Source organism: Corallococcus sp. 4LFB, assembly GCF_046520365.1.
Taxonomy (GTDB): Bacteria; Myxococcota; Myxococcia; order Myxococcales; family Myxococcaceae; genus Corallococcus; species Corallococcus caeni.
In genome coordinates, this window is the sequence record NZ_JBKGHJ010000216.1 from 1 (window position 1) to 13,488 (window position 13,488).

Annotated in this window: 9 protein-coding genes and 1 pseudogene; 9 read left to right on the forward strand and 1 reads right to left on the reverse strand. The window is 69.3% G+C overall.

What is annotated here, in order from left to right; translation table 11 throughout:
- The 6 genes from murB to ftsZ form a co-directional block, all read left to right on the forward strand.
- Window positions 1-761: UDP-N-acetylmuramate dehydrogenase (gene murB, locus ACLEQD_RS22450; RefSeq protein ID WP_410386595.1), on the forward strand; the 761-nt coding region annotated here is incomplete at its 5' end.
- Window positions 758-1,714 carry a D-alanine--D-alanine ligase gene (locus tag ACLEQD_RS22455; RefSeq protein ID WP_410386597.1) on the forward strand — a complete coding sequence of 319 codons (957 nt, stop codon included), beginning with the start codon at window positions 758-760 and terminating at the stop codon, window positions 1,712-1,714. The genes murB and ACLEQD_RS22455, both read left to right, overlap by 4 nt.
- A gap of 134 nt (window positions 1,715-1,848) precedes the next feature.
- Window positions 1,849-2,706, forward strand: coding sequence for a cell division protein FtsQ/DivIB (locus ACLEQD_RS22460; RefSeq protein ID WP_410386599.1), 858 nt, complete (start codon window positions 1,849-1,851; stop codon window positions 2,704-2,706).
- Window positions 2,707-2,747: 41 nt separating this feature from the next.
- On the forward strand, window positions 2,748-3,983 hold the full coding sequence (ftsA, locus tag ACLEQD_RS22465) for a cell division protein FtsA (protein ID WP_014398878.1): 1,236 nt from the start codon (window positions 2,748-2,750) through the stop codon (window positions 3,981-3,983).
- 386 nt (window positions 3,984-4,369) lie between these two features.
- The gene (gene agmC / locus ACLEQD_RS22470; RefSeq protein ID WP_410386601.1) at window positions 4,370-9,532 is read left to right on the forward strand and encodes an adventurous gliding motility protein AgmC; all 5,163 of its coding nucleotides are present in this window, start codon (window positions 4,370-4,372) and stop codon (window positions 9,530-9,532) included.
- Between the two features lie 339 nt (window positions 9,533-9,871).
- Window positions 9,872-11,107: a cell division protein FtsZ gene (gene ftsZ, locus ACLEQD_RS22475; RefSeq protein WP_410386603.1), complete on the forward strand. Its 1,236-nt coding sequence runs from the start codon at window positions 9,872-9,874 to the stop codon at window positions 11,105-11,107.
- 16 nt (window positions 11,108-11,123) lie between these two features.
- On the opposite strand, the gene ACLEQD_RS22480 is transcribed toward ftsZ, so the two are convergent.
- Window positions 11,124-11,468 (reverse strand): hypothetical protein, encoded by a 345-nt coding sequence (locus ACLEQD_RS22480; protein WP_338280960.1) that lies wholly within the window; start codon window positions 11,466-11,468, stop codon window positions 11,124-11,126.
- A 173-nt stretch (window positions 11,469-11,641) separates the two neighbouring features.
- Here ACLEQD_RS22480 and ACLEQD_RS22485 point away from each other — a divergent pair, with 173 nt between their 5' ends.
- The 3 genes and pseudogenes from ACLEQD_RS22485 to ACLEQD_RS22495 all read left to right on the forward strand — a co-directional run.
- A complete protein-coding gene (locus tag ACLEQD_RS22485) occupies window positions 11,642-12,991 on the forward strand; it encodes an acetyl/propionyl/methylcrotonyl-CoA carboxylase subunit alpha (protein ID WP_410386605.1) in 1,350 nt (449 codons plus the stop codon).
- A 26-nt stretch (window positions 12,992-13,017) separates the two neighbouring features.
- The gene (locus ACLEQD_RS22490) at window positions 13,018-13,230 is read left to right on the forward strand and encodes an acetyl-CoA carboxylase biotin carboxyl carrier protein subunit (RefSeq protein ID WP_338261931.1); all 213 of its coding nucleotides are present in this window, start codon (window positions 13,018-13,020) and stop codon (window positions 13,228-13,230) included.
- Between the two features lie 40 nt (window positions 13,231-13,270).
- Window positions 13,271-13,488 (forward strand): annotated as a pseudogene (locus ACLEQD_RS22495) (enoyl-CoA hydratase/isomerase family protein); the annotation flags it as partial.

Sequence of the window (13,488 nt, forward strand, 5' to 3'; positions counted from 1 at the left end):
CCCGCGACGAGGGCCTCCCCGTGACGGTGCTGGGCGGCGGGGCCAACACGCTGGTGGGCGACGGCGGCGTGCCGGGGCTCACCGTGAAGCTGCCCCCGGATTTGTTCCCGGAGGCGCTGGACGTGGGCCCGGACGACGGGCGGGTGACGCTGGGCACGGGCGCGGCCATCGCCCGGCTGGTCAACGTCATGCGCGGGCAGGGCCTGGTGGGCGCGGAGTTCCTCGCGGGCATCCCCGGCACCCTGGGCGGCGCGGTCACCATGAACGCGGGCACCAAGAACGGCGAGTGCTTCCGCGTGGTGGAGGCCATTGAGGTGGCCACTGCGGACGGGGTGGGGTGGCTGACGAAGGCGCAGGTGCCGCACACCTACCGTCACGCCACGCTGCCCGCCGGAGGTATCGTCACCCGCGTGCGCTTCCATCTTCCCAAGGGCGATGTCGTGGCCAGCAAGGCGGCCATGGACGCGGACCTGGGCTACCGCAAGCGCACGCAGCCCTTGAGTCAGCCCAACTTCGGCAGCGTGTTCACCAACCCGCCGGGCGACCACGCCGGGCGGCTGATTGAACTTGTCGGCTTGAAGGGGCACACCCTGGGGCGCGCGCAGGTGTCCACGCTGCACGCGAACTGGATCGTCAACCTGGGCGGCGCGGCCGCTCGCGACGTGCGGGGCCTCATCACCCTGATGCAAGACCGGGTACAAGAGGCCACCGGCATCGTCCTGCACCCCGAAGTCAAATTCGTCGGAGTCTTCCTGCCATGACCATCGGTCCCCGAGGCTTCACCCCGGCTGAGTTGAAGGCCAAGCGCGTCGGCGTGCTGTACGGCGGCCTCAGCAGCGAGCGCGAGGTCTCCCTGCGCACGGGCGCCGCGGTGGCGGGGGCCCTCAAGGGGCTGGGCTACGACGTCGTCGAAATCGACGTGGGCAAGGACCTGCCCGCGCGCCTCATCGCGGAGAAGGTGGACGTGGCGTGGCTCGCGCTGCACGGCCGCTTCGGCGAGGACGGCTGCATCCAGGGCCTCCTGGAGGCCATGTTCATCCCCTACACCGGCAGCGGCGTGATGGCGTCCGCGGTGGGCATGGACAAGGTGTACGCGAAGGAGATCTTCCTCGCGCGCGGCATCCCCACGCCGCCCTACCGGGCGTTCGACTCGGCGGAGGCGGCGCTCGCGGAAGCGGACCGGCTGCCGTTCCCCTTCCCGGTGGTGGTGAAGCCCAGCCGCGAGGGCAGCAGCGTGGGCGTGCACATCTGCAAGACGCGCGAGGACTACACCGCCGCCGTGCAGGACGCCGCGAAGCACGCCGGCACGCTCCTGGTGGAGCAGTTCATCAAGGGCCGGGAGGTGCAGGGCGGCGTGCTGGACAACGAGGCGCTGGGCGTCATCGAAGTGAAGGCCGCGCGCGAGTTCTACGACTACGAAGCCAAGTACAAGGCCGGCAGCGGTACCCAGTATCTCTTCCCCGCGCCGCTGCCCCCGGACCTGTACGCGCGCGTCAACGAAGTCTCCCTGGGCGCCCACAAGGCGCTGGGGTGTTCGGGCGGCTCGCGCTCGGACGTCATCGTCACCGAGGCTGGCGACGTGTTCCTGCTGGAAATCAACACGCTGCCCGGAATGACGGCCTCCAGCCTCCTGCCCAAAATCGCGGCGGGGCGGGGCATCGACTTCCCGGCCCTCTGTGAGCGGCTGCTCCAGGGCGCTTCGCTCAAGGCCTGAGCCGCTCCGCGTTCTTTCCTGGAGTTCCAGACCCTTGCACAGGAGGGGTGTCCCTTCGTGCCGCTACAGCGACGTGCCTGTAGCCAAAAACTGGCGTGGTTCGACGTCCGCACGCAGCATGCGCCTCCCTAGTCATGGCCTTCGGAAAATCCAAGAACCGCCGCCGCCTGGACGCCGCACCGCGCAATGACGCGGTGAAGGGCGCGGTCCGTTCGCACGGGCCGTCGGTGGCGAAGGCGCTGGGGCTGGCCGTCGCGACGGCGGGGCTCATCTGGGGCAGCGTCGAGCTGCGTGCCTGGGCGGTGGTGACGCCGCGCTTCGCGCTGGAGTCGGTGAACTTCTCCGGGCTGGAGCGGGCGTCGCGTCCGGAGCTCTTGAAGCTGTCCGGGCTGACGGCGGGGCAGAACCTGTGGACGCTGGACCCGGCCGCGCTGGCGAAGGCGATGGGCCAGCACCCCTGGGTGCACACGGTGGAGGTGACGCGGCGGTTTCCGCACGGCGTGTCCGTGGAGGTGACGGAGCACGCCCCCGCGGCGCTGGCGGTGCTGGGCGACCTGTACGTGCTGGACGAGGAGGGCGAGCCCTTCAAGCGCGTCACCCCGGGGGACGGGCTGGATTTGCCGCTCGTCACCGGCGTGGAGCGCGACGCGTACGTGGCGGACCCGGACGCGGTGCGCGCGAAGTTCCGCGAGGCGCTGGATGTAACCCGTGCTTATGCGCGGCTGTTGCCGGGACGATCCGAGCGGCTTTCTGAAGTGCGCCTGGAGAACACCGGGCTTGCGCTGGTGACGGCGACGGGGCAGGAGGTGCGCCTCGGCGCGGGCGAAACGGAAGTCAAGCTCCAGCGGCTGGCGCGCGTTCGACGCGAGCTCAGCACAAGGGGGCTTGCAGCCGCGATCATTCGCCTGGATAACCGTGCCCGACCGGGTTGGGTGGCGGTGAGGCTTTCGAGTGGGTCCGACTCCGTGCGGAGCGGGGACTCGACGCAGTGAGGATGCTTCCTTCACGAAAGTGAGGGAGCCTGGGAGGAGTCATGGCGAAGCAGAAGTCGGGGGAGATCATCGTCGGCCTCGACATCGGCACGACGAAGATCTGCGCCATCGTCGGCGAGCTGACCGATAGCGGTATCGACATCATCGGTATCGGCACGCATCCGTCGAAGGGATTGCGCAAGGGCGTCGTGGTCAACATCGAGGCCACGGTGTCGTCCATCCGGCGCGCCGTGGAGGAAGCCGAGCTGATGGCCGGGGCGGAGATCTCCCACGTCTACACGGGGATCGCCGGTGGCCACATCAAGGGCTTCAACTCCCAGGGCATCGTCGCGGTGAAGGACAAGGAGGTCCGCGACGCGGACATCGCGCGCGTCATCGACGCGGCGAAGGCGGTGGCCATCCCGCTGGACCGGGAGGTCATCCACGTCCTGCCGCAGGAGTTCATCATCGACGACCAGGGCGGCATCAAGGAGCCCCTGGGCATGGCCGGCGTGCGCCTGGAGGCCAAGGTGCACATCGTCACGGGCGCCGTCTCCAGCGCGCAGAACATCGTCAAGTGCGCCAACCGCACGGGCCTGAACGTCTCCGACATCGTGCTCCAGCCGCTCGCGTCCGCCGAAGCGGTGCTGAGCGAGGACGAGAAGGAGCTGGGCGTGTGCCTCGTCGACATCGGCGGCGGCACCACGGACATCGCCATCTTCTCCGGCGGCTCCATCGTCCACACGGCCGTCATCGCCCTGGGCGGCAACAACCTGACGAGCGACATCGCCATCGGCCTGCGCACCCCCGCGCACGAGGCCGAGCGCATCAAGCAGAAGTACGGCTGCGCGCTCGCGTCCATGATCAACAAGGACGAGACGATCGAGGTGCCCAGCGTGGGCGGCCGTCAGCCGCGCGTCCTGGGCCGGCAGATTTTGTCGGAGATTCTGGAGCCGCGCGTGGAGGAGATCTTCCAGCTCGTGCACCGGGAGATCCAGAAGTGCGGCTACGAGGACCTGCTCGCGTCCGGCATCGTCATCACGGGCGGCAGCACGCTGCTCGCGGGCATGCCGGAGCTGGCGGAAGAGGTGCTGGGCCTGCCGGTGCGCCGGGGCATGCCGCGCGGCATTGGCGGTCTGGTGGACGTGGTGAAGAGCCCCATGTACGCCACGGGCGTGGGCCTGGTCGTCTACGGCGCCAAGCACATGGACCGCCGCATGTTCCGCATCCGGGAGGACGGCAACGTCTACAAGAAGGTGAAGGGCCGGATGCGCGAGTGGCTGGAAGAGATTTTCTAGGCCGGTTCCCGGAACCGGTGCTGCGCTGAGTCAGGGCTCCCTTCGGGGGGCCCTTTCGCGTTTCTGGGGGGCTGAGTTTGGGGCGCGCGTTGACGCGTCAGGGGGGCAGCTGACGCGTCATTCCAGGACGCGGAGTGTTTCCAGATTCCGGAATCCGGATCCGGCTTCCGGACGTCCGCTCTGGGTGCGGGCAGCCGGTCGTGCAAGTTCCAGGATTTGGACGAATCGGGAATTCGACAGAGGATGGCTTCCGGCTTGCTAGGTGGCCCCATGGCCCCCGGAACACATCCCGCCGTTCCCGGTGGGCCCCTGACCTTATGACTCCACACAAGACTTCGCGGTTGCTGACGCTCCTACTGGGAGTACGCGGCTCCGCCGCGGCTCTGTTGGCCCTGCTGTGCGCCATATTCGCGGCGCCACCGGCCTTCGCTGAACCCGACACCTTCGGCCTGGGCAATGGCCACGACGGTGCGCTGACGGTCAACGCGGCCGGCACGATCATCAACACGTACACGCGGCTGACGCAGCCTGCGGGCGTGAATGCGACGAGCGTGACCGTCACGGACACCACGGGCTTCAACGTGGGCGACCTGGTGATGCTCTACCAGTCCACGGGCTTCACAGGGGCAGTGAGCTCCGGCGCCCCAGGCCCGTTCAACTTCGCGGCGACCCCGGTAGGCAACTGGCAGTTCGTTCGGCTCACGGATGTGACGGATGAGCAGCTGACCTTCACGGGCATGCCGCTCACGACAGCGTTTACGGGCGGCAATGATGACGAAGAGGGCATCCGGACCTCGGCGCAGGCCATCCGGGTGCCTGAGTACACGAACGTGACCATCAACGCGGGCGCAAGCATCGTCGCCCAGCCGTGGTCCAGCGTTGATATCAACGACAACGTGGGCGGCATCGTCATCTTCTTCGCCACGGGGACGGTGACGAACAACGGCACCATTTCCGCCTCGGGCGCGGGCTTCCGCGGAGCGGAGTACTTCAACGGCGACGGCGACGCCTGCCCCGCCGACTCCTATGACCTGGAAAATCCCGAAGGCGCCATGAAGGGCGAAGGGCCAGTGCCCGCCCGCTACAAGCCGCCCACGGTGTTCTTGCAGACTGCGGAGATCTCGGGCCGGGGCAACATCCTCAACGCGGGCGGCGGCGGCATCTGCCACAACTCCGGTGGCGGCGGCGGTGGCAATGGCGGCGCGGGTGGCATCGGCGGTCGGACTTGGGCTGAGGAGCCCGCTCCGGCACGTGCGGTGGGCGGTCTTCCTGGTGGCCAGATGCTCTTTGCCCCGGCGACCCGTGTCCTGTTCGGCGGCGGTGGCGGCGTCCGGTCGATGGCGAACAACGACCGGGGCGGCGGCGGCGGCAACGCGGGCGGCATCGTCTTCGTGCGCGGCGCGGCGCTTGCGGGAACGGGCAGCATCACGGCGGATGGCCTCTCGGGCGGCAACTCCCAGAACGACGCGGCGGGCGGCGGTGGCGCGGGCGGTACGATCTCGCTGAACTTCACGGGCGCCCTGTCCTGCGGTGCGCTCGGCACCCTGTCCGCGAATGGTGGCAAGGGCGGCGACAGCACCTTCGAGGAGTCGCCACACGGCACGGGCGGTGGTGGTGGTGGTGGCAACATCTTCCTGCAGGGCACGAGCCTCGCGTGCGACACGTCGGTCGCGGGCGGCGCGGCGGGTGTGCAGCCCACGGATTCGGCATTGGATGGCCCGACCTACGGTTCTGCTCCGGGCAACCCGGGTGTCATCACCCAGAACCTGCCGCCGACGGTGGCCATCACGGCGCCGGCCAATGGCTCGACGGTGACGAACCCGAACGTGACGGTGACGGGCTCGGCCACGAACGCCACCAGCGTCGTGGTGAGCTTCAACAATACGAACTACCCGGCCACGCTGACGGGCGACACCTGGACCGTGGACCTGCCCGGTCCGCTGCCCAACGGCACGTACACGGTGACGGCGGTGTCCTCGAACGGGACGGCCACGAGCACGGAGGCTTCTTCCACCTTCACGGTGGGGGCTGCCACGACGCCGACGGTGAGCATCACGACGCCGGACAATGGCTCGACGGTGACGAACCCGAACGTGACGGTGACGGGCTCGGCAACGAACGCCACCAGCGTGACGGTCACGTTCCAGGGCACGGACTACCCGGCGACGCTGACGGGCAACACCTGGACCGTGGATCTGCCCGGCCCGCTGGCGGATGGCACGTACACCGTCACGGCGGTGTCCACGAACGGCACCACCAACAGCACGCAGGCTTCTTCCACCTTCACGGTGGCGGTGCCTCCGCCGACGCCGACGGTGGCCATCACGACGCCGGCCAATGGCTCGACGGTGACTGTTCCCACCAACGTGACGATTGGAGGCACGGCGGCGAACGCGACGTCCGTGACCATCACCGTCAACGGGACGAACTATGGGCCGCTGCCGGTGACGAATGGCAGCTGGAGCCAGGTGCTGCCCGGCCCGCTGGCGGATGGCACGTACACCGTCACGGCGGTGTCCACGAACGGCACCACCAACAGCACGACCACGACCTCCACCTTCACCGTCGACCAGGCGGGGACGCAGGACTCGGACAACGATGGCCTGACGGACGAGGAGGAAGTCGCCCAGGGCACCGATCCGAACAACCCGGACTCCGACGACGACGGCATCCCCGACGGCATCGAGGTCAAGGTGGGCGGCACGGATCCGCTCGACAGCGACTCGGATGACGACGGCATCCTCGATGGCAACGAGGACAAGGACCATGACGGCATCGTCGATGCCGACGAGACGGACCCGAAGAACATCGACACGGACGGCGACGGCCTGACCGACGGCGTGGAGACGGGCCTCACCGTGCCCCAGGGCGACGACACCGACCCGTCCAGGTTCGTGGCGGACAAGGACCCCTCGACGACGACGAACCCGCTGGACGACGACACCGATGACGACGGTCTGCTCGACGGCAACGAGGACGCCAACCACGACGGCCTCAAGGACGCGACGGAGACGGATCCGAACGACCTCGACACGGACGACGACGGCCTGACGGACGGCCTGGAGCTGGGCCTCACCGAGCCCCAGGGCGACGACACCGACCCGACGAAGTTCGTCGCGGATCAGGACCCCACCACCCGGACGAACCCGCTCGACAACGACACCGACAACGGCGGCGTGTTCGACGGCATCGAGGACAAGAACCACAACGGCCGCGTAGACGTGCAGGAGTCCGACCCGAACAACCCGGCGGACGACCAGGACGCGGACGGCGATGGCATCGACAACGCCACGGAGCTGGAGCACGGGACGGACCCGTTCGACTCCGACACCGACGACGACGGCGTGCCGGACGGCATCGACGGGCTGACCGACACGGACGGGGACGGCACCATCGACGCGCTCGACCCCGACAGCGACAACGACGGCATCCTCGACGGCACGGAGCTGGGGGTCACCGTGGAGACCGCTCCGCCGGGCACCGACACGTCGTCCCCGAACTTCAAGCCGGACGCGGACCCCACGACGAAGACGGATCCGAAGAAGCCGGACACGGACGGCGACGGCCTGAAGGACGGCGAGGAAGACGCCAACCACGACGGCCGCCGTGACGCCACGGAGACGGACCCGACGATGAAGGACACCGACCAGGGCGGCATCGACGACGGCACGGAGGTGAACGGCGGCTCCAACCCGCTCGACGCCAACGATGACTACCTGGTGGTGGGCCATGGCTGCAGCACGGGCGGCTCCGGTTCGCTGGCGCCCTTCGCGCTGATGCTGCTGGCGCTGCCCCTGGTGGGCCGCCGCTTCCGCCGCGCTGGGAACTTCCTGGCGCGCGCGGGTGGGGCGCTGGCCGTGTTCGTCACGGCCCTGTTCGCGGGCACCTCCGCCCACGCGCAGGCCACGGCCGTGTCGCAGGCCATCGACGTGCAGCAGTACAAGCCGGGCCCGGGCGTCGCGGACGTGCTCGCGGTGCACGGCGCGAAGGTGCAGCGGCACCTGGGGTGGAACGTGGGGCTGTCGGTCAACTACGCCGACAAGCCGCTCAACTTCTTCGACCCCCGCTCGGACACGTACATCACCTCCGTGGTGAAGAGTCAGGTGGGCTTCGACCTGATGGGCGCCGTCGGCCTCTTCGACCGGTTCGAAATCGGCGTCGTGCTGCCCATCACCGTCCAGAGCTCGGAGAACTCGCCGGGCGTGGACTCCTCCTTCGCCAACGGGGTGAGCGGGGGCGGCATCGGCGACCTGCGCCTCATCCCGAAGGCGCGGCTCTTGGACGGTGACAACTACGGCCTGTCCGTGGTGGTGCCCGTGTCGCTGCCCACCGGCGGCGCCTCGGACTTCCTCGGCGGGTCGGGCGTGTCCGTCAACCCGCGCGTGGTGGCGGAGTACGGCCGGCGCTTCCGCGTGCTCGCCAACGTGGGCGTGGACATCCGCAAGGCGGAGCAGCTGCGCAACCTGAACGTCGGCAGCGCGCTGGCGTACGGGGTGGGCGCGGAGGCTCCGCTCGGTGACCTGCCGCTGGCCGTCCAGGCCTCGCTGGTGGGCGCGGTGGGCTTCAAGCAGCAGAACGAGGAGGAGCGTCCGCTGGAGCTGCTCGCGGCCCTGAAGTACCGCGGCCTCACCGGCCTGTCCGCGCAGGTGGGCGCGGGTCCGGGCCTCACGCACGGCTACGGCACGCCCACCTTCCGCGTGCTCGCGTCCGTGGGCTACAGCACCCCGGAGCGCGCCCCGGCGCAGCCCCGGCCGGTGTGCCCGGAGGGCCCGGAAGACTTCGACGGCTTCCAGGACCAGGACGGCTGCGCGGACCCGGACAACGACGGCGACGGCATCGTGGACACGGCGGACAAGTGCCCCAACGCGCCGGAGACGGTGAACGACTTCGAGGACGCCGACGGCTGCCCGGACACGAAGCCCGCGCCGCCTCCGCCCGCGCCGGTGGACACGGACGGCGACGGCCTGATGGACCCGGACGACAAGTGCCCCAACGCGCCCGAGGACAAGGACGGCTTCCAGGACGAGGACGGCTGCCCCGACCCGGACAACGACAAGGACGGCATCGTGGACACGGCGGACAAGTGCCCGCTGGAGCCGGAGACCATCAACGGCGTGACGGACGAGGACGGCTGCCCGGACAAGGGCAAGGTCAAGGTGCTCGTCGAGGGCGAGCGCATCCTCATCCTGGAGAAGGTCTACTTCGCCACGAACAAGGACGTCATCCTGCCGCGCTCGTTCCCCATCCTGAAGCAGGTGGCGGCCGTGCTGCGCGCCAACCCGCAGGTGGAGTTGCTGCGCGTCGAGGGCCACACGGACAGCCAGGGCAGCGACGTCGCCAACCTGGACCTGTCCAAGCGCCGCGCCGCCAGCGTGAAGACGTTCCTCGTCAACGAGGGCATCGCCGCGGAGCGCCTGGAGTCCGAGGGCTACGGTGAGTCGAAGCCCGTGGACACCAACAAGACGGCCGCGGGCCGCGAGAACAACCGCCGCGTGGAGTTCAACATCACGCGGATGGGCAAGGTGGAAGTGGAGAAGCCCGCCCCGTAGCTCACGCTCGCAGGAATGAAACACGCAAGGCCCGGTTCCCCCGAGGGAGCCGGGCCTTTTCGTCATCCGCGCCCCGTCCTGTCACGTCCTGCGTGCGCGAACGGCGTGGACGACTGGCCACGGCGAGTCACCTCGCGCGAGTCAAGAGGGTGTTTGCACGCGCGCGATGTCCGCATGCCCGGTGATGCCACACGCGTAAGTGGGCGACAGGACTCGGGCGCGCAGCAGGGCGCTACAGGCAGGTAGCGGAATACTTGCCAAAGCGCCCGACTTCCTGATGATTGTCGACGGTGGGTGTTTCCGCGGACGGCGCCGCGGTGCTTCCGCCACGAGGACGACATGGACCAGTTCGAGCAGAACAAGCAGGCCGCGAAGATTCGTGTCGTGGGCGCGGGCGGGGCGGGCTGCAACGCGGTCAACACGATGATTCTGTCGAAGCTCGACCGCGTCGACTTCATCGCCGCCAACACCGATGTCCAGGCGCTCGCCGCGAGCAAGGCGCCCACCCGGCTGCAGCTGGGCCAGGCGCTCACCAAGGGCCTGGGCGCGGGCGCCAACCCGGAGATGGGCCGCGAGGCCGCCCTGGAGTCGCGCGATCAGATCGCCGCGGTGCTGGAAGGCGCCGACATGGTCTTCGTCACCGCGGGCATGGGCGGTGGCACCGGCACGGGCGCCGCGCCCATCATCGCGGACATCGCCAAGAGCCTGGGCTGCCTCACGGTGGGCGTCGTCACCAAGCCGTTCCTCTTCGAAGGCAACAAGCGCCGCAAGCAGGCCGAGCAGGGCATCGTGGAGCTCAAGGCCGCGGTGGACACGCTCATCACCATCCCCAACCAGCGTCTGCTGTCGCTCTCCAACGAGCCCATGCCGCTCTTGGAGACCTTCAAGCGCGCGGATGAGGTCCTGCTCAACGCCGTGCAGGGCATCAGCGACCTCATCCAGTACCACGGCTACATCAACGTGGACTTCGCGGACGTGAAGACCATCATGAGCGACAAGGGCCTGGCGCTCATGGGCACGGGCCACGCCTGCGGCGACCGCCGCGCCATCACCGCCATGCAGCAGGCCATCTCCAGCCCGCTGCTGGAGGACGTCTCCATCGACGGCGCCACGGGCCTGCTCATCAACATCACCGGCGGCCGCGACATGACCCTGCAGGAGGTCAACGAGGCCCTGACGCTGGTGCACGACGCGGCGGACGGCGAGGCGGAGATCATCTTCGGGTCGCTCATCGACGAGCAGATCCAGGACGAGGTGAAGATCACCATCATCGCCACGGGCTTCGTGCACCGGGACGCCCCCAAGGCGCGCCCCATGGCGCAGGTGGTCCAGGTGCCGCTGGTGGGCCGTCCCTCCACGCCGCCCCTGGCCCTGTCCTCGCCGCGCGAGGAGGTGGCCAGCCTGGTGCCCGCGAAGAGCACGCCGCGTCCGACCATGTCCACCGTGGAGAACCCCAAGGCCTCCATGCAGAGCGCGCGCACGGCCGTGGTGAAGGACGCGGCGCTGCCCCTGGACGAGGATCAGTTCGACATCCCCACGTTCCTGCGCCGCCAGGGCCAGACGGAGCTGCCGTAGTCAGGCAGCGGGGACGCTAGCCGCGGGGGAGGCGGGCCACGCTCGCCGTGCCCCTGCCGGTGAGGCGGTCGCATCTGGTGAACAGCCCGTCCACCTCGTCGTAGAGCGCGTCGATGCGCTCCGACACGCTGGGGGCGGGCAGCAGCCCCTCACCGGACAGCTCCTCCAGGCGGGTGCCGGCCCGCTGCAGCAGCTGCAGGGCCTTGAGCAGCGAGCGACCCTGCTTCGTGCCGTCGGGCGTGAAGAGGGTGCCGCCCTCGTAGAGCGTCACCAGATTGGCGCGGGTGTCCTGCTGCCGCTGGTTGAGCCGGTTCCGGTACAAGTCCAGACGGCGGGCGCGGCGGGCACCATGCAGGTCCACGACGCTGTGCGTTCCTGTCGAGGGAGGCTTCACGTCGGGCAAGGTACGCCAGGGGTTCGCAAGTCCGCAAATTTACGGGACTGTACGGACCTGTTGCGCACCTGCCCGGACGCTTGTCAGTCAAGAGGGTGGGGGTTAGTTTGGCCGCCCCTCGTTCCGCCAGGGTGCCTGCCATGTTCCAGAAGCTGCTCATCGCCAACCGGGGTGAAATCGCGCGTCGCATCGGGGCCGTGGCCCGGGGCATGGGCGTGAAGACGGTGGCGGTGTACTCGGATGCGGACGTGAACCTGCCCTTCGTGAAGGAGGCGGACGAGGCCGTGCGCATCGGCCCCGCGCCCGCGAAGGACAGCTACCTGAGCATCCCCGCCATCCTGGAGGCGGCGAAGAAGACGGGCGCGCAGGCGGTGCACCCCGGGTACGGCTTCCTGTCGGAGAACGGCGAGTTCGCGCAGGCGTGCGCGGACGCGGGCCTGGTCTTCGTGGGCCCGCCGCCGGAGGCCATGGCCCGGATGAAGGACAAGAGCCAGGCGCGCAAGCTGGTGTCCGCCGCGGGCGTGCCGGTGGTGCCGGGCAGCGACGGCGTCCTGCCGGACGTGCAGAGCGCCCTGGAGGCCGCGGAGCGCATCGGCTACCCGGTGCTGTGCAAGGCCGCCAGCGGCGGTGGCGGCATCGGCATGGCGGCGGCGAAGGACCCGGCGGAGCTGGAGAAGGTGTACCGCCAGTGCACGGACCGGGCGAAGGCCGCCTTCGGCCGCGAGGGCGTGTACCTGGAGCGCTACTTCCCGGCGCCCCGCCACATCGAAGTGCAAATCCTGGGCGACACCCACGGCCACCTCATCCACGGCCTGGAGCGCGAGTGCTCCATCCAGCGCCGGCACCAGAAGGTGGTGGAGGAGGCCCCGTCGGTGCTGTTCGCCAATGGACGCAACGCGGCGCTGGCGGACACGCTCTTCACGGCGGCCGTCACGGCGGCGAAGACGTTCGGCTACGCGAACGCGGGCACGGTCGAGTTCCTGTACTCGGACGGGCAGGTGTACTTCATCGAGATGAACGCCCGGCTCCAGGTGGAGCACCCGGTGACGGAGCTGACCACGGGGCTGGACCTCATCGGCTGGCAGCTGAGAATCGCCTCCGGCGAGCGGCTGACGGTGAAGCAGGAGGACGTGACGCGGAAGGGCGCGGCGCTGGAGTTCCGCATCTACGCGGAGGACCCGGTGAAGTACTTCCCGTCCCCCGGCCCGCTGAAGGTGTTCCAGCCGCCCACGGGCGAGGGCGTGCGCCTGGACTCCGGCTACGCGGAAGGGGACGTGGTGACGCCGAACTACGACCCAATGATCGCCAAGCTCATCATCAGCGGCGCCACGCGCGACGAGGCCATTGCCCGCGCGGTGAAGGCGCTGGAGTCCTTCCGCATCGAAGGCATCAAGACGAACATCCCGCTCCACCTGCGCATCCTGAAGGACCCTGCCTTCAGCGCCGGTGAGCTGGACACGCACTTCCTGGATTCTCACGCGAAGCCTTAAGTATCCCACCCGAGGAGGGACGGTTCATGGCGGACGTTGCGGCGCACATCACGGGCACGGTGTGGAAGATTGAAGTGAAGGTGGGCGACACGGTGGAGTCCGGCACCACGCTGGTCATCCTCGAGTCCATGAAGATGGAGATGCCCGTGGAGGCCGAGGAGGGCGGCACGGTGAAGGAGATCCGCTGCAAGGAAGCGCAGGCGGTCAACGAGGGCGACGTCCTCGTGGTGCTCGGGTAGTCACGGGCTTCACGAAGGAAGACGGGGAGCGACGCCAGGGATGGAGCCCACGCTGGAGGTGGAGGATCGCGAGGGCGGTGTCCGGGTGCTCACCGTCCGCAACCCGTCGCGGCGCAACGCGCTGAATGACGGGTTGCTGGCCCGGCTGGACGCGGCGCTGGAGCCCGCCGGCCACGTGCGCGCGCTGCTGGTGCGCGGCCAGGGCGGGCACTTCTGCGGCGGGCTACGATTGACGCACCTGGGCCCGGCGCGGACGGC

Excerpts from the sequence above, each read along its gene's own strand:
- ACLEQD_RS22455 (WP_410386597.1), top strand. The coding sequence starts at position 758 with ATGACCATCGGTCCCCGAGGCTTCACCCCGGCTGAGTTGAAGGCCAAG.
- ACLEQD_RS22460 (WP_410386599.1), top strand. The coding sequence starts at position 1,849 with ATGGCCTTCGGAAAATCCAAGAACCGCCGCCGCCTGGACGCCGCACCG.
- ftsA (WP_014398878.1), top strand. The coding sequence starts at position 2,748 with ATGGCGAAGCAGAAGTCGGGGGAGATCATCGTCGGCCTCGACATCGGC.
- ftsZ (WP_410386603.1), top strand. The coding sequence starts at position 9,872 with ATGGACCAGTTCGAGCAGAACAAGCAGGCCGCGAAGATTCGTGTCGTG.
- ACLEQD_RS22485 (WP_410386605.1), top strand. The coding sequence starts at position 11,642 with ATGTTCCAGAAGCTGCTCATCGCCAACCGGGGTGAAATCGCGCGTCGC.
- ACLEQD_RS22490 (WP_338261931.1), top strand. The coding sequence starts at position 13,018 with ATGGCGGACGTTGCGGCGCACATCACGGGCACGGTGTGGAAGATTGAA.